Source organism: Salinibaculum salinum, assembly GCF_037645885.1.
Lineage (GTDB): Archaea > Halobacteriota > Halobacteria > Halobacteriales > Haloarculaceae > Salinibaculum > Salinibaculum salinum.
The window spans coordinates 57,885-73,413 of sequence record NZ_JBBENW010000001.1 but is presented as its reverse complement, the minus strand read 5'-3'; the positions used below and the strand labels follow the sequence as shown (position 1 = coordinate 73,413).

General features: G+C 61.9%; 12 protein-coding genes. 5 read left to right on the top strand and 7 right to left on the bottom strand.

All coding sequences use genetic code 11. The annotated features are described in order from the left end of the window. Positions 1–8: 8 nt before the first annotated feature. The 3 genes from WDJ60_RS00330 to WDJ60_RS00320 are packed head-to-tail and all read right to left on the bottom strand — an operon-like array spanning position 9 to position 3,747. Positions 9–1,007, bottom strand: coding sequence for an ABC transporter permease (locus WDJ60_RS00330; RefSeq protein WP_340097728.1), 999 nt, complete (start codon positions 1,005–1,007; stop codon positions 9–11). Continuing rightward, positions 1,007–2,107 carry an ABC transporter permease gene (locus tag WDJ60_RS00325; RefSeq protein ID WP_340097727.1) on the bottom strand — a complete coding sequence of 367 codons (1,101 nt, stop codon included), beginning with the start codon at positions 2,105–2,107 and terminating at the stop codon, positions 1,007–1,009. Before WDJ60_RS00325 ends, WDJ60_RS00330 begins: the two co-directional genes overlap by 1 nt. Further along, positions 2,107–3,747, bottom strand: a complete 1,641-nt coding sequence (locus WDJ60_RS00320; RefSeq protein WP_340097726.1) for an ABC transporter ATP-binding protein — start codon at positions 3,745–3,747, stop codon at positions 2,107–2,109. The genes WDJ60_RS00325 and WDJ60_RS00320 overlap by 1 nt, the downstream gene beginning before the upstream one ends. A gap of 431 nt (positions 3,748–4,178) precedes the next feature. Here WDJ60_RS00320 and WDJ60_RS00315 point away from each other — a divergent pair, with 431 nt between their 5' ends. Together WDJ60_RS00315 and WDJ60_RS00310 are read left to right on the top strand one after the other, a co-directional pair. Next, positions 4,179–5,246: a BMP family ABC transporter substrate-binding protein gene (locus WDJ60_RS00315; RefSeq protein WP_340097725.1), complete on the top strand. Its 1,068-nt coding sequence runs from the start codon at positions 4,179–4,181 to the stop codon at positions 5,244–5,246. 336 nt (positions 5,247–5,582) lie between these two features. Further along, positions 5,583–6,923, top strand: coding sequence for an amidohydrolase family protein (locus WDJ60_RS00310; protein ID WP_340097724.1), 1,341 nt, complete (start codon positions 5,583–5,585; stop codon positions 6,921–6,923). 17 nt (positions 6,924–6,940) lie between these two features. On the opposite strand, the gene WDJ60_RS00305 is transcribed toward WDJ60_RS00310, so the two are convergent. Then, positions 6,941–7,321, bottom strand: a complete 381-nt coding sequence (locus WDJ60_RS00305) for a RidA family protein (RefSeq protein ID WP_340097723.1) — start codon at positions 7,319–7,321, stop codon at positions 6,941–6,943. 96 nt (positions 7,322–7,417) lie between these two features. On the opposite strand from WDJ60_RS00305, the gene WDJ60_RS00300 reads away from it, so the two are divergent. Further along, on the top strand, positions 7,418–8,422 hold the full coding sequence (locus WDJ60_RS00300; protein ID WP_417750425.1) for an alcohol dehydrogenase: 1,005 nt from the start codon (positions 7,418–7,420) through the stop codon (positions 8,420–8,422). A 99-nt stretch (positions 8,423–8,521) separates the two neighbouring features. On the opposite strand, the gene ade is transcribed toward WDJ60_RS00300, so the two are convergent. From ade to WDJ60_RS00285, 3 genes are all read right to left on the bottom strand, one after another. Next, complete coding sequence (gene ade, locus WDJ60_RS00295) at positions 8,522–10,360, bottom strand: adenine deaminase (protein ID WP_340097721.1); 1,839 nt, start codon at positions 10,358–10,360, stop codon at positions 8,522–8,524. A gap of 200 nt (positions 10,361–10,560) precedes the next feature. Next, positions 10,561–11,598 carry a BMP family ABC transporter substrate-binding protein gene (locus WDJ60_RS00290; protein WP_340097720.1) on the bottom strand — a complete coding sequence of 346 codons (1,038 nt, stop codon included), beginning with the start codon at positions 11,596–11,598 and terminating at the stop codon, positions 10,561–10,563. A 280-nt stretch (positions 11,599–11,878) separates the two neighbouring features. Continuing rightward, positions 11,879–12,259, bottom strand: a complete 381-nt coding sequence (locus WDJ60_RS00285) for a Rid family detoxifying hydrolase (RefSeq protein WP_340097719.1) — start codon at positions 12,257–12,259, stop codon at positions 11,879–11,881. Positions 12,260–12,455: 196 nt separating this feature from the next. Here WDJ60_RS00285 and WDJ60_RS00280 point away from each other — a divergent pair, with 196 nt between their 5' ends. Both WDJ60_RS00280 and WDJ60_RS00275 read left to right on the top strand, forming a co-directional pair. After that, positions 12,456–13,001 (top strand): (2Fe-2S)-binding protein, encoded by a 546-nt coding sequence (locus WDJ60_RS00280; RefSeq protein ID WP_340097718.1) that lies wholly within the window; start codon positions 12,456–12,458, stop codon positions 12,999–13,001. After that, positions 12,998–15,472 (top strand): xanthine dehydrogenase family protein molybdopterin-binding subunit, encoded by a 2,475-nt coding sequence (locus WDJ60_RS00275; protein ID WP_340097717.1) that lies wholly within the window; start codon positions 12,998–13,000, stop codon positions 15,470–15,472. The genes WDJ60_RS00280 and WDJ60_RS00275 overlap by 4 nt, the downstream gene beginning before the upstream one ends. Positions 15,473–15,529: the final 57 nt, after the last annotated feature.

The following is a 15,529-nucleotide window of genomic DNA, read 5'->3' as shown; positions in this document are numbered from 1 at the left end:
CGGTCGAATTAGTCTGTTTCGCGACTGTAGGACTGCAACAGCGCAGAGGGGACCGCAAGCCGGTCGCTTTTCGTCTTGATGACCGCGTACGAGAGGACGATAATGGTCGCCAGGTACGGGTACGTCCCCATAATCTGGGGATTCATCAGGAAATCCACGACCGGGTTGATAATGCCGGCAAGCGGCGTCCCGGGGTCGACCGAGAGCGAGAGCGACTGCGAGCGTAACTGGAGGGCGTCGAGCATCCCGAACAGGTACGCACCGACGAGCATCCGGTCGGGTCGCCACTGGGCGAAGATGACCAGCGCGACGGCAATCCAGCCACGGCCAGCGGTCATCCCGGGGACCCAGAGCTGCGAGAACGCGAGCGAGAGGTGCGCCCCGGCAGCACCGGCGAACCCGCCGCCGAGAATCACGGCGAGATAGCGGAGTTTGAACACCGACACGCCCATCGTATCCGCCATCTCGGGGTCTTCACCGACCGAGATGAGCTCTAACCCGAGATTCGAGCGGTTGAGGAAGTACCAGGTCAGCGGGACGAGCGCGAGTGCGATGTAGTCGGTCGCCGTGCTCCGGAACAGCGCCTCACCGAGAATCGGAATCTGAACGAGATAGTCGCCGACCAATGGAAGCGTAATCTTTGGGAACCCGTCGATAGAGTTTTCGACCCACTGGGACCCGTAGAAGGTCGTAATACCGGTTCCGAGCAGCGTTAGCATGACGCCGCTTATCACCTGGTTGGATTTCAGCGTGATACAGAGGAACGCGTGGATGAGCGCGAGCAACATCCCACAGAGAATGCCAGCGCCGAAGCCGAGCCAGTAGCTCCCGGTCACGACGGTCACGATGAAGCCACTGAGCGCGCCGACGAGCATCATCCCCTCGACGCCGAGGTTGAGGATGCCCGCCCGTTCACTGATGAGTTCGCCGAGTCCAGCGAGAATGAACACGGTCGCTGCCTGTACGGTCGCGTCGGCCAGGCCAGCGAGGAACCCAACCTCCACCATCAGTCATCACCTCCGTGTGGTTCGGCAGGCGTCGGACTCGGCTTGCGGTCGATGCCGATACTGACGCGGTAGCTCTTGAAGAACTCCGCGGTGATGAGAAAGAGGATGACGAGTGCCTGGATGATCTCGACCAGCGCGGCCGGGACGCCGAGGAACACTTCCATGCTCGTCCCACCGACGAACAGCAGCGCAAAAAACAGGCCGGCGAGCATGACCTTGATCGCGCTGTTGCGACCCAGCAGTGCGATGGGAATCGCCGTGAATCCGTACCCCGGTTCGAAACCTGCTCGGAGCCGTCCCTGGAGGCCAGCGATTTCACTGATTCCTGCGATCCCAGCGAAGGCGCCACCGAGGATGAACACGACGAGATACACCTTGTACTTGCTCATCCCGGCCTGAATTGCAGCCTGGTCGTTAGATCCGACGAACGTGATTTCGAATCCGAGTCGCGTCCGCGTCATCAGAAGATAGGTGACGACGACCATGAGAACGGCGACGAGGATACCGGCGTGGACACCGAGGAATATTTCCGGAATCCGCGCAGCGTCTGAGAGCCGGGCGGACTGTGGGAAGTTCCCGACGCCGCCCTGCATCGGGCCGCGAATCAGGTAGCTCTGGATCTGCAGTGCGACGAAGGACAACAACAGCGACGTAATAATTTCGTTGACATCCCACTTTGCGCGCAACCAGGCCGGAATCGCTGCCAGAAAGCCGCCGGCGACGGCCGCAGCGAACAACATCAGCGGCACCAGTGCAACGGCTGGCAGGGAAACGTTCAGTCCGATCCACGTGCCGGCGATCGCGCCGAACACCAGCTGGCCCTCGGCACCGATATTGAACAGGCCGGCTTTCAGCGGGAGATACACCGCGAGTCCGGTGAGAATCAGCGGCACCGATTTTATCAGCGTCTCCGTCTGGCCGAAGTCACTGGTGAGCGTATCGACGAACATCGTCGAATACGCCTCGAGAGGGCTGACATCGATGACGAGAAGCGCGACCGCACTCACCGCCAGTGCCGCAAGCACTGTGAACACCGGCGTTCCGTACGCGAGCCAGAGCGGGACGTCCTCACGCGCGGCCAGATCTACTTCGACGTTCATCAACTCTCACTCTCCTGGCTGGCGGCGCGCTGTTTCTGGGCCGGTTCCGGGTCGTCCGCCTCTCCGCCGCCACCGGTCATTTCGAGACCGAGACGTTCGCGGTTTGCCTCCTCGGGAGTCGTCTCGTAGACGAACTCGCCCTCGTAGATGACGAGGATTCTGTCGCTCAGGTCGGTTATCTCGTCGAGGTCTTCGGAGAGGAGTATGACGCCGGTTCCCTCATTTCGCTGTTCGAGAATCGCTTCCCTGATGAACTCGATCGCACCCACGTCGACACCTCTGGTCGGCTGGTTAGCGACGAGGAGGTCAGGGCCCCGATAGATTTCGCGGGCGAGAATTAGCTTCTGGAGGTTCCCGCCGGAAAGGTCACCAGCGGGCGTGGAAGTTACGTCGTCGACGCCACGGACGTCGAACTCCTCGACCAGCGTTTCGGCGTAGGACTGCAGTTCACCGTAGTCGAGACCAGATCGGTGGTTGAATTTCCCGTTGTCGAAGCCTTTCATCGTCGCGTTGTGCATCACCGAGAGGTCTTCGGCACAGCCGTACCGGAGTCGGTCCTCGGGAACGAACGAGATGCCGTTGTCGACGAACTCCTTCGGCTTGGCTCCGGTGAGGTCGGTGTCACCGACGACGAGTTCGCCGGTAGTGACATCGCGGATACCAGCCGCGACTTCTGCGAGTTCTTTCTGGCCGTTTCCGCTGACACCGGCGATACCGACGATTTCCCCCTCCCGAACAGTCAGATCGATATCCGAGAGCGCTTCGATACCTCTGGCATTATCGGCGCTGACACCACTCATCTGAAGAACGGAGTCGCCAAAGTCGAGTCCCTCCTTATCGATCTGGAAGAGCACCTCGCGACCGACCATCATCTCCGCGAGGTCGGCCTGGGTTACGTCGGCGACAGACGCCGTGCCGGCGTTTTTCCCCTCGCGGAGGACGGTCACCCGGTCGACGATTGCCTCGACCTCGTTGAGTTTGTGCGTGATGAAAATAATAGAGAGCCCCTCGTCGGTGAGGCGCTCCAGTGATTCGAAGAGTTGTTCGGCCTCCGTCGGCGTCAGAACTGCCGTCGGCTCGTCGAGAATGAGCAGGTCCACGTCGCGATAGAGGGCCTTGAGAATCTCGACGCGCTGTTGCTGGCCCACGTCGAGTTCCCAGATTTTCGCGCTGACATCGATGTCGAACCCGTACTGGTCGGCCAGGTCCTGAATGCGTTGTTCTGGAACATCTAGTCCGAGCGAGAACTGCCCGGCGAGAGACTGGACGAGGCTGTTGGAGAGGAACGCGTCTGGCAGTGGGCTCTCCGAACTGGTGTCCGACCGGAACATCGTCGCCGGTTCGCGCTCGCCGAGAACGACGTTTTCGGCCACGGTCAGACGGGGAATCAACTGGAAGTGCTGGTGGACCATCCCGATTCCGGCGTCTATCGCGTCCTGGGGCGAGCCCAATTCGAGGCGGTTCCCACCGAGATAAATATCACCCTCGTCCTGCGTGTACAACCCGTACAAAATCTTCATCAGAGTGCTCTTCCCGGCGCCGTTTTCGCCGAGCAGTCCGTGTATCTCACCGTGCTCGACGGAGAGGTTTACGCGGTCGTTTGCAACCACGCCGGGGAACTCCTTCAGAATGTTTTCCATCTGTAGAAACGCGCGATTATCCATACTAGATGTTCACGCCATGATATGGAGAATGACTAAACATAACTTTTTCTACTGCGGTAGATACTCAATCGTCTCTCTCTGCTCGAAATATGCGTATGGCTTTCCAATTCAACCCGCAACAGTTTTCCAGCGGTACGACGGAGCCTGGCCAATTAGGCACGATATTGTGTGACATGGTATCTCGACTGTAGCGAAGACTGGACAAAGAGACAACAATACGGCCGAAAAGGTGTGCGGATAGAGAAAAATAGAATTGTAGGGCGTATAGCGATATCTCTTGGGAGATATCGTGATATGGGCCCTGATATTCATTCTTATGGGTAGATTTATAAGCTAATGCCCAAATTATCGAATGGATAGTAAACAGCGGCAACGCACTTGCAGTAGATTCACAACAGACACGGATCATGAGAGAACATATTTCACGACGTGACGCGATCAAGGGAATCGGAGCGACGAGTTTATTCGCGCTGGCCGGGTGTAGCGGCGACGGCGACAACGGGTCGGGAGAAGATACAGTCAGGGCTGCCTGGGTGTACAACTCGGAGGTCGGCGACCTCGGCTGGTCGTGGGCACACAACGAGGGGCGCAAAGCCGTCGCAGACGAGTACGACTGGCTAGAGACCGAGTACACAGAAGCAGTCGCACCCGGCGACTCAGAGCGTATCTTCCGGCAGTACGCGAACAACGGATTCGATATCGTCTTTGGGTGTACGTTCGAGTATCAGGATCCGATGGCGACGGTCGCAGAAGAGAATTCGGAGGTGTACTTCGAACACAACACCGGGTACCAGACCCTCGAAAACATGGGCCGGTATATGGGCCGCATCTACCAGGCCCGGTATCTGGCAGGTATTGCCGCTGGACGGGTCACCGAGACGGATACGCTCGGATACGTCGCTGCGTTCCCAATTCCGGAAGTCGTTCGCGGTATCAACGCCTTCACACTCGGTGCGGCTTCGGTCAACGACTCCGTTACGACGAAGGTCAGATGGACGAACACCTGGTTCGACCCACCGACAGAAAGCGAGGCGGCCAGCGCGCTCCTGGACGAGGACGTCGACGTGATGGCCCAGCACCAGGACTCCCCGGCCGCGCTCACTGAAGCAGCCGATACGGGGATCTGGGCGACCGGCTACGACGCGCCCATGCAAGAGCAGGCCGGAGAGAATTACCTCACGTCCCCGATCTGGCATTGGGAAGAGTTCTACGGGCCAACCCTGGAGTCGGTCAACGAGGGGAACTGGGAATCCGACGCATACTGGGAGGGACTCGACTCCGGTATCTGTAGCCTCGACGACTGGGGGCCGGAAGTGCCACAGGACGTGCAGGACGAAGTCTCGTCCGCGAGAGAGGGTATCGTCAACGGCGATCTCGACGTCTGGGCCGGCTCCCAGTTCGAGGGCGAGAGCGACGAGTTCCTCTTCCAGGAGATGGGAAGCTACGTCGACGCCGTCGAAGGAACGGTCCCGTAACGCCACGCCCGGCCGACCGCTGTCCTTTTATTCTGAACGACGACGCGAGTGGCTGCGACAGGTTTCGGGCACGAGTCCGTGGCGGAGGACCAACTGACCCAATCCTGAAAAGTGACCGGATGGGCAAGTATCCCCACCAACGAAAAACGGTATGTGCGTGAAGCGGTTTTTAACCACTCGAATGTTTGGAATAGATAGTACTTCACAGACGAGCCGAAACGGCAACTTCGGTCGTACGGCTCGCTCGCTGTTCACGATGGCGAGCGGTCACGCGCCTCGTCAAAAGCGTATCAGTGACGCCAGTTCGACGGCCGCAGCCAGTGGTGTCAGCGCACGATGACACGGACGACGCTCATCGAGAACGGTATCGTCGTCACGGTCGACGCGCAGAATACGGTCCACAGTGACGCCGCTGTGCTGATCGACGGCAGCCACATCGTTGCCGTCGGTGACGCAGACGAGATAACGAGAGACGAACAGGTCGACGAGACTGTCGACGCGAGTGGCTGTGCGGTGTTGCCAGGGTTCGTCGATACCCACTTACACAGCGGTTTCATCCGCGGCCTCGCCGAAGACATGGCCGTCTTCGAGTGGCTGAACGAACACGTCGACCCGACACACGAGGCGCTCGAACGCGAGGAAGCCCGCGTCGCCTACGAACTCTGTTACGCCGAGATGGCTCACGCGGGCATCACGGCCGCGATGGACATGTACCGGTTCATGGACGAGGCCGCCGACGTCGCCGAGGAGTACGGCCTCCGAGTGACGCTCGTGCCGTACGTCGCCGACGAGTACGACTACTTCGAAAGTATAGAGGACAACCGCCGACTCGTCGAGCAGCGCCACGGCGACGCGGACGGACGCATCCGGGTGTGGTTCGGACTCGAGCATCTCACGTACTGTACCGAGGAGGCGTACTACGCGGTCGCCGAGTACGCCGACGAGTTCGGAGAGGGAGTCGGGATTCACACGCACGGCGAGGAGTCCAAGGAGATGCACGAACGGCTGACCGAAGAGTACGGCCACCCGCCGGTCGTCGAGTTCGAGAAGCGAGGCATCCTGGGGCCCGAAACAGTACTCGCCCACACGTGCTGGCTGGACCCCGTCGAACGCGATTTGATCGCGGAAACCGGAACCAGCATCGCTCACTGCCCGGTGAGCAATATGAAACTCGCGTCGGGCGTCGCACCGGTCACAGATATGCTCGACCGCGGCGTCGCGGTCGGTCTCGGCGGCGACGGCATCAAAGAGAACAACCGGATCGACATCATCCAGGAGATGAAGCAGGCGGCGCTCCTCCAAAAGGTCGACACGCTCGACCCGACGGTCTTGCCGGCCGAGCGCGCGCTGCGGATGGCGACCATCGAGGGGGCGCGGGCGCTCGGTCTCGACGACCAGATTGGCTCTCTCGAGGCCGGCAAACGAGCCGACATTATTACGCTCGACCTCCAGAACTACCACATGAGTCCAGTGCTCCACGATTCGGCGGCGGACGGCTACCGGAACGTCGTGCCGAACATCGTCCACGCCGCGCAGGCCGCTGACGTCGATTCGGTGATGGTCGATGGGGAGTGGGTCGTCCGTGAGAGTACGTTCCTCCACGCAGACCGGGCAGACCTCCTCACCCGGCACGAACAGGCGACGAGAGACGTGTTACGGCGGCGAGACGGTTCCTGAGGTCCGGGAAGCGCGCGCTATCCACTCACCGCGATCGCTTCAATTTCGATTGCGGCATCCACCGCGAGGCGCCCGACTTCGACGACGGTTCGCGCGGGTGACAACCCCTCGAACCAGTCGGCGTACGCTTCCTCCATCTGTTCGTACTCGTCCATGTCGACGAGATACACCGTCGTCTTCAGAATGTCACTCGGCGCTGCGCCCTCGGCGGCCAGTATCGCCTCGATGTTCGAAAGTGCCTGTTTGGTCTGGACGGCCATCGACTCGGTTTCGAGGAGTTCCCCGTCGGGAGTCAGCGGTACCTGCCCGGCGGTAAACACCAGATTGCCGTCGGTGGCTCCCTGACTGTACGTCGCGACTGCTGCGGGCGCGTCGTCGGTTTCGATCGTTCGGGTCACAGGTGCAAACACGGCCGATATGACTTAATTGTAGTGACGGGAGGGCAAGCGCTTTTCGCGGTGCTACCAGTATAGAGAGACAGTATGTCGGAGACGATGCGCGCGGCGGTCGTGCCAGAGCCCGGTGGAGAGTTCAGCATCGAGACGCTGCCGGTGCCCGACCCGGGGCCGACAGAGGTTCGAGTTAGCGTGAGCGCCTGCGGTATCTGTCACAGCGACACCTACGTCCGCGAGGACTCGTTTCCAGGCATCTCGTATCCGCGGATTCCCGGCCACGAGATCGTCGGCCGCGTGGACGCCGTCGGCAGTGCCGTCGAGACCTGGAACCCAGGAGAGCGGGTCGGCGCTGGCTGGCACGGCGGCCACTGTTTCACCTGCGAACCGTGCCGGCGCGGGCAGTTCCGACAGTGCGAAACTGGTGGGGTGACCGGCATCACGACCGACGGTGGCTACGCCGAGTACGTCACCCTGCCGACCGAGGCGCTGGCGGCCGTCCCGGAAACGCTGGCAGCGACCGAGGCCGCTCCCTTGCTCTGTGCCGGGCTCACCACGTACAACGCGTTGCGCCACACCGACGCCCGGGCGGGAGACCTCGTGGCGGTACAGGGCATCGGCGGGTTGGGTCATCTCGGCCTCCAGTACGCGCACGAAGCGGGATACGAAACGGTTGCACTGTCCGAGTCATCCGGGAAGGAATCGCTCGCCCGGTCGCTGGGCGCGGACCACTTCGTCGACACCACGGCAACCGACCCTGCCGAGCGGTTGCAGGACCTCGGTGGCGCATCAGTCATCCTCGCAACTGCACCGAATAGCGACGCCATCTCGGCGGCCGTTGGCGGCCTCGGAATCGATGGCGAACTGGTCGCAGTCGGCGTCCCCGGCGACTCAACCGAAGTCGACATCGGTCAACTCGTGGCGACCCGTGGCAGCGTCAGCGGCTGGTCGTCGGGCCACCCACGCGAGGCGCAGGACACACTCGAGTTCAGTGCTACGCAGGAGATTACACCGACAGTCGAAACGTACCCGCTCGCGGAGGTCGAGGAGGCCTACGAGCGGATGGCGAACAACGAGGCACGGTTCCGCGTCGTCCTCGAACCCTGACAAGGTGAGAGCGCCGCCGCGTCATACTGTCGGCTATATCCTCTGAATAATTTCGGCACCTCAGGGTGCCGAATATCTATCAGATTGTAGCCGGCAGTATCAGTCGGCTCCGACCGGCTCGATGAAATCGAATCCGACGGTGTCGACGACGCCCCGGTTCGTGATGCGAAGCTCCGGGAGCACTGCCAGCGCGAGCAGCGACATCGTCATGAACGGCGAGTCGAGGTCACAGCCGAGCGCTTCCCAGGCGTCTTCGAGGTTGTGGACCCGTTCGGACACCTCCGACAGCGGGAGGTCGCTCATCAGCCCCGCAATAGGGAGGGGAACCTCGGCGAGGACGCCGTCGTCGTCGACGGCGACCATCCCGCCGTCGAGTTCGATCGTCCGCTCAGCGGCGCGCGCCATCGCCTCGTCGCTGGTGCCGACCACGAGCAGGTTGTGACTGTCGTGGGCAACGGTCGAGGCGACAGCCCCGCGCTCGAAGCCAAAGCCGGTGACGAAGCCGCGACCGACCGACTCGTCGCCGCCGTGACGTTCGAGTACCGCCGCCTTCGAGATATCACCGTCCAGCGCGACTGCGCCGTCCTCGACCGGCAGCGTCGCCGACTCCCGGCTGGTGACGACCTGATTCTCGTGGACCCGGACAACCTCGGCGGACACCTCGCTGGCTCCTTCCGGCGCTGGTATCTCGAATGCGTCGGCCGGTTGCGGGTCGAGTTTCACCGTGTCCCGCGCCCACTCCGGAAAGACCTCGTGGACTGCTGCGGTATGCTCGCTCTCCGACGGGAGCGCGCCCTCGTCGACCCACTCGCCGTCCTCGACGACCATCGACCCGTCGACCATCACCCGGCTCACGTCGACTGTCGCGAGGTCGTCCAGGAAAACGACGTCGGCCATCTTGCCGGGCGAGAGCGCACCGAGGTCGGCGTCGACGCCGTAGTACTCGGCCGCGTTCAGTGTCACGGCCTGGATGGCCGTAACTGGGTCCAATCCGTTCGAAATCGCGACCCTGAGCACCCGGTCGAGGTGTCCCTTCTCCGTGATCGTATCCGGGTGCGTGTCGTCGCTCACCAGGAGCAGGTGGCGCGTGTCCACGTCCGTCTCTGTGACCGCCTTGATCGTCTCGGGAATGTCCTTCCAGGCGGAGCCCTGTCGGAGCATCGTCCACATCCCGCGGCGGAGCCGAGCCAGTGCCTCTTCCTTCCGAATCGATTCGTGACACGACGAGATACCGGCCGCGATGAACGCGTCGAGTTCTGCGCCAGTCTCGCGGCTGGCAAAGTGCCCCGTCGCACGTTTGTTCGTCTCGTAGGTGGCTGCGAGTTTGTCGTGGACCTCCTCGTCGCCCGAGACGACGCCGGGGTAGTTCATCATCTCGCCGAGTGCGATGACGTCGTCCCACTCCAGTGCCTCCTCGATGTCCGCCGAACCGATGACTGCACCGGCGTCCTCGAACCCCGGTGCCGCGGGAACACACGAGGGGATCGTACAGAACGTCTTCAGCGGGAGGTCCGCCGCCTCGTCGAGCAGGAGTCGAATACCGTCGAGTCCGAGGACGTTGCCGATTTCGTGCGGGTCCATGAACGCGCCCGTCGTCCCCGTCGGGAGCGCGCCGCGACAGAATCCCGTCGCGGTGACCATGCTCGACTCGTAGTGGACGTGTGTATCGAGAAAGCCCGGCGAGAGAAACTGGCCGTCGGCGTCGATTACCTCGGTCGACTCGCCAGCCTCAACCGCTCCCGTATCAGTCATGCGGACGATTCGGCCCTCGCTGATGACCAAGTCGGTGCCGGGCATGACTTCGCCCGTGTGGACGTTCACGAGGTCGCCGTTCCTGATTATCACGTCTGGCTCTCTGTCGCCGCGAGCAACCGCCACGAGCGTCTTCGAGGTCTCCTGGAGGGAGCCGTGTGCGTCCGTGTCGAGATATTCTGTCATCAAGCGTCTAATCAGCAGAAGTATTGAAATATCTTTGCCCGATTGTCAGAAATGGAGAGTGAATGTGGGCAGTTTCGTCAGAATATTCCAGCAGCGCGAGTCCTACGCCGAAAACGGAACTGTAATTCGAACAGGTAGCTCTCGACCGGTTCGTCTGACAGTGGCCGCAAAAGCCGCCAGTTGCTCGGGCGGCAGAACCGTCAGGGGATCTCGGAATCGACCTCCGGAACGAACGACCCCATCTCCGAGAAGAGGAACTCGTCGCTCTCGCCCTCGAATTTCGTCCCGTCCCAGATGGTCCGGTCGCCGTCGACGAGCGCCTGTTTTTCCGTCTCCACAGCGTCCTTGACTTCGCTCGGGACCTGTGGCCCCCACTCGTCGAGTTCGACGGCCTCGTCGCGGATGTGTCCCCAGTAAAAGTCCGAGTCCCACTCGTCGTTCCGGACGTCTTGCATCAGTTGCGTGTAGAACGGTTCCCAGTTGTAGACGACGCCAGTGAGGTAGGTGTCTCCACCGAAGGACTTCATCGGGGAGTTCGCGCCGATTCCCCACACGCCGTTGGATTTCGTCGCCTCGACGGTTGCCGGGGAGTCCATCGCACCGGTCACCACGTCTGCCCCCGAATCGACGAGGCTGTTGACGCCCTGTTTTGCCGTCGGCGGGTCGAACCAACTGTCCATCCACCGGACCCGCACCGAAATGTCCTCGTTGTTGAGCGCACCCCCGATCGCGAAGGCGTTGACGAATCGGAGGACCTCCGCAATCGGGAACGGCGCCAGAAATCCGATCGTGTCTGTTTCGCTCACCATCCCTGCCGCGACGCCGGCCAGAAAGTACGTCTGGTCCATGTGGGCGAAATACCGACCCATGTTCTCGCGCGTTCGGAACCCGGCACAGTGTTCGAAGAGCGTGTCCTCGTAGTTGCTCGCTACCTCGTGCATCGTGTCCATATATCCGAAGGAGGTTCCGACACAGATGTCCTGGCCGCTCTCGGCGTACTGGCGCATGATTCGACCGACATCCTCGTTGCTCACTTCGTTCGTCGTGGACACTTCGAGCCAGTCGAACTTCTCGTCGACCGCCTCGACGGCCTCGTGGTGTTCGGCGGTCCACCCGTGGTCACCGGGCTGGGTCAGATACGCGAACGCGGCCTGGACGGTGTCCGAGTCTCCGCCACTGTCCCCACCGGCGCTACAGCCGGCGAGTGCGGTCACACCGGCCACCCCGAGCCCTTTCAATAGAGTTCTTCTCCCGACGAAACGCTCTTGCTCTGCCATATCTACGGCCAGTCTTTATACTACCATAACTTATATGCGGCGAATATGTTGAATATTGCGCCAATCGGCATAGATTATAAAATATTCATCCACTATATTCGTGTTTTAGTTCTCATTAATCAAGTGTGGCAGCGTAGGATGAGAGAGAGAAAGTCGTCAATAGTACCGACTCTCCACCGACCACGAAAAACAGGTGACGGAAAGCGTTTGGCGCACGAAACGGTGCCCGCACGTCCGCCGACTACTCGTTTGCAGCGATCGCCTCGATTTCGACTGCCGCACCTTTCGGCACGTTTCCGACTTCGACCGCGCTCCGCGCTGGTGGTTCCGCATCGAAGAAGTCGCTGTACGTCTCGTTCATCTCGTCGAAGTCCTCGATATCGCCGAGGAACACGGTCACTTTCAGCACGTCGGTCATGTTGAGTCCCTCCTCGGCGAGGATGGCTTCGATGTTCGAGAGCGATTGCTCGGTCTGGACAGCGACCGATTCGTCGTCGAGCAGATCGCCGTCCGGCGTCATCGGGAGTTGTCCGGCGGTAAAGACGAGCGAACCGTCCGTCGTCGCCTGGCTGTACGCGCCGACTGCTGCGGGCGCGTCGTCAGTGCTGAGTATGCGCTTCATACCTGTCAGATCCTCTGGCACGCTACTTAACAGTGGGTGTTCGCGGGAAGATCACCGCGTGGACCCCGGGAAGATCACCGCGTGGATCCCGGAAGTATGAACGGACGTGCGAGAATTCGCCACCTCACAAATCTATTTATGCGAAAGACAGCCTATTAGTGTGATAGTTGGAGCTAGCCGCTCGACTGAGATAGCTATGGATGTAGCGTTAACAATCAACGGGCGAACGGAGACGTTCGATGCATCGAAATCAGACAGCCTGCTGGACGTGCTACGCGAGCACGGCTACACCGGCGCCAAGCGCGGCTGTGACACCGGCGCGTGTGGCTTCTGTACCGTCTTGGTCGACGACGAGCCGCGAAACTCCTGTGTCCTCCCGGCCGCGAAAGCGGACGGCTCGACCGTCGAAACTATCGAAGGACTCGGCAGCCAGTCGGACCTCCACCCGATTCAGCAGGCCTTCGTCGACAACACTGCACTCCAGTGTGGGTTCTGTATTCCGGGCATGATTATGCGCTCGAAGGCACTGCTAGATGCGAATCCCGACCCGACTGAAGAAGAGGTCCGGGACGCGCTCTCGGACAACCTCTGTCGGTGTACGGGCTACAAGAAAATCGTCGAAGCCGTTCAGGACGCTGCCGACGCGATGGATGACGGCGAGTCCCAGTCTGTCGCCGCCGACGGCGGACAGCTACCCGACCACGGGGGCCCGTGTGGCTGTGCTCGGGAGGCGCAAAAATGAGCAAGCCGGACGAAATTACCGAATCGGACGGCGCTGAGAGTGGCGGCAATGGAGACGGTCCTGGTGCGGACGGTGTCGTCGATTTGCAGGACCACCCGATGACGTGGGACGAACCGGACAACAACCGGAAAACACTGGAGGAACGCGACAGCATCAACACCGAGGCCGAGAAGAACGACGCCCGGAAAATCGTCACCGGTGACGCGCGGTACACGGCCGACTACCACCGACGGTTTCCGGAACTTGCAGAAGGGAAAGTCGTCCGGAGCGATATCGCCCACGGCTACGTCACCGACATCGACACCGAGGCCGCAGAAGCGATGGACGGCGTCTACGCCGTCATCACGCCGTGGTCCGAGGAGGTTCCGGACAAACTGTACTCCAGTTCCGGCCAGTCCTACCCCGAACCGAGCCCTTGGGACCTCACGGTCCTCAGAGAACACGTCCGTTACGTCGGCGACCCGATCGCCGCCGTCGCGGCCGTCGACAGCGAGACGGCCGACCGCGCCGCACGCAAAATCGACGTCGAGTACGAGGGACTCGACGGCGTCTTCGACCCGAGCGAGGCGATGGACCCCGACGCACCACAGCTATTCGAGGTCGATGACGTCGAGAACAAACAGTCGGGCGCAGACTACGAGCGCAATCTCGAATCACACTTCGAGGGAGAGATCGGCGACGTTGAGTCGGCCGTCGAGGCGGCCCCGGACGAGCACGTCATCGAGACCGAGTGGGAGACGCCCTACCAGTCCCACTGCGTCCCCGAGCCGCACGCGACCATCGTACACACCGACGAGGACGACCGCTATTCCTTTATTACCGCGACGCAGGTCCCGTTTCACACCCGCCGGCAGCTCGCGCACCTGTTCGACGTCCCCATCCGCGATATCCGCGTGAAGAAGCCTCGCATCGGCGCTGGGTTCGGGTCGAAACAGGAGATGGCAATCGAGCCGATCGCCTTCGCGCTCCACCTGGCCGCGGGCGTCCCAGTGAAACTGGAGATGACCCGTCAGGAGGAGTTTTTCGCCCTCAGGTTCCGCCATCCAATGCAGATGCGAGTTCGGACCGCCGTCTCCGGGGACGGCGAGTTGACGGCGATGGACCTCTACACGTTGTCGAATTCGGGCGCCTACGGGACCCACGGTATGACTGTGGCCAACAACGTCGGGACGAAGCCGTTCCCGCTCTATCCGCGCGTCCCGAACGTCCGTTTCGAAGGTGATGTCGTGCACACGAACCTCCCGATGGGCGCGGCGATGCGAGGGTACGGCGCACCGCAGGGGCACTTCGCTGTCGAATCCCACATGGACGAAGTCGCCCGGCAACTCGGCCACGATCCCATCGAGTTTCGGCGCAAGCACGCCGTCCGTGAAGGCGACCTCGACAGGGCCGTCGCAATCCTCAAGCACGACGACCGCTTCGCCCGCCGGATTCGCTCCTGTGGCATCCGGGAGTGTATCGACCGCGGAAAGGACGCCATCGGCTACGACGATATCGAACAACCCGACGAAGATCACCTGCACCGCGGCGTCGGGATGGCACTCATCGCGCAGGGCAGCGGCGTCGCCGGCAAGGAACTCGGGGCCGCCCAGATACGGATGAACGAGGACGGCTCCTTTCACCTCCAGGTCGGCGGCGTCGACACCGGAACCGGAACGGACACGACGTTCAGTCAGATTTCTGCGGAGGTGCTCGGCTGTGACCCGGAAGACGTCATCATCAAGTCCTCCGACACCGATCTGACGCCGTTCGACTACGGCGCGTACGCCTCTTCGACGACCTACATCAGCGGCGCAGCGGTCAAGAAGGCCGCCGAAGACGCCAAAGAGCGCCTCCTCGAGTGGGGGTCGCGCATGCTCGACGAACCGGTCGAGAACCTCGAGACCGGAGACGGGACCGTGTACAGCGAGGCAACGGGCGACGCCGTGACACTCGAAGAGATCGGCTACGAGACGACCTACGGCGACGACGAGCGCGAGCAGATTCTCGGGAAGGGTAACCACTCGACCGACGAGAGTCCGCCGCCGTTCGGCGCGCAGTTCGTCTCGGTGACCGTCGACGAACGCACCGGCGAGTACGAACTCGAGAAGCTGGTCTTTGCCGCCGACTGCGGCGTCGCACTCAACCCGGCCCAGGTCGAGGGGCAGATCGAGGGCGGCGAACACATGAGTCTCGAGTACGCGACCAGCGGCGGGTTGGAGTTCGACGACGACGGGCAGCCACAGACGCTGGGCTTCCGACAGTACGGGATGCCACGCACGACCGACCACCCGTCGATGGAGACGATACTGGTCGAGACCCACGAACCGACCGGGCCCTTCGGTGCGAAATCCATCGCCGAACTCCCGACAAACGGCGTCCCGCCGGCACTCTCGAATGCCATCCGGGACGCCGTCGGCGTACGCGTCAACAGCCTCCCGATAACCGCCGAGGATATCGCGGCGAAACTCGCCGACCCAGACGAGCAGTGAGACGGCCTCCGGCACGGAACCGCCCGTTCGTGGCGATTCTTCGGGACGAGGCGAACG

Bases quoted from the DNA above. Each gene is read 5' to 3' on its own strand.
- WDJ60_RS00330 (WP_340097728.1), bottom strand. From the start codon at position 1,007: ATGGTGGAGGTTGGGTTCCTCGCTGGCCTGGCCGACGCGACCGTACAG.
- WDJ60_RS00325 (WP_340097727.1), bottom strand. From the start codon at position 2,107: ATGAACGTCGAAGTAGATCTGGCCGCGCGTGAGGACGTCCCGCTCTGG.
- WDJ60_RS00320 (WP_340097726.1), bottom strand. From the start codon at position 3,747: ATGGAAAACATTCTGAAGGAGTTCCCCGGCGTGGTTGCAAACGACCGC.
- WDJ60_RS00315 (WP_340097725.1), top strand. From the start codon at position 4,179: ATGAGAGAACATATTTCACGACGTGACGCGATCAAGGGAATCGGAGCG.
- WDJ60_RS00310 (WP_340097724.1), top strand. From the start codon at position 5,583: ATGACACGGACGACGCTCATCGAGAACGGTATCGTCGTCACGGTCGAC.
- WDJ60_RS00300 (WP_417750425.1), top strand. From the start codon at position 7,418: ATGCGCGCGGCGGTCGTGCCAGAGCCCGGTGGAGAGTTCAGCATCGAG.
- ade (WP_340097721.1), bottom strand. From the start codon at position 10,360: ATGACAGAATATCTCGACACGGACGCACACGGCTCCCTCCAGGAGACC.
- WDJ60_RS00285 (WP_340097719.1), bottom strand. From the start codon at position 12,259: ATGAAGCGCATACTCAGCACTGACGACGCGCCCGCAGCAGTCGGCGCG.
- WDJ60_RS00280 (WP_340097718.1), top strand. From the start codon at position 12,456: ATGGATGTAGCGTTAACAATCAACGGGCGAACGGAGACGTTCGATGCA.
- WDJ60_RS00275 (WP_340097717.1), top strand. From the start codon at position 12,998: ATGAGCAAGCCGGACGAAATTACCGAATCGGACGGCGCTGAGAGTGGC.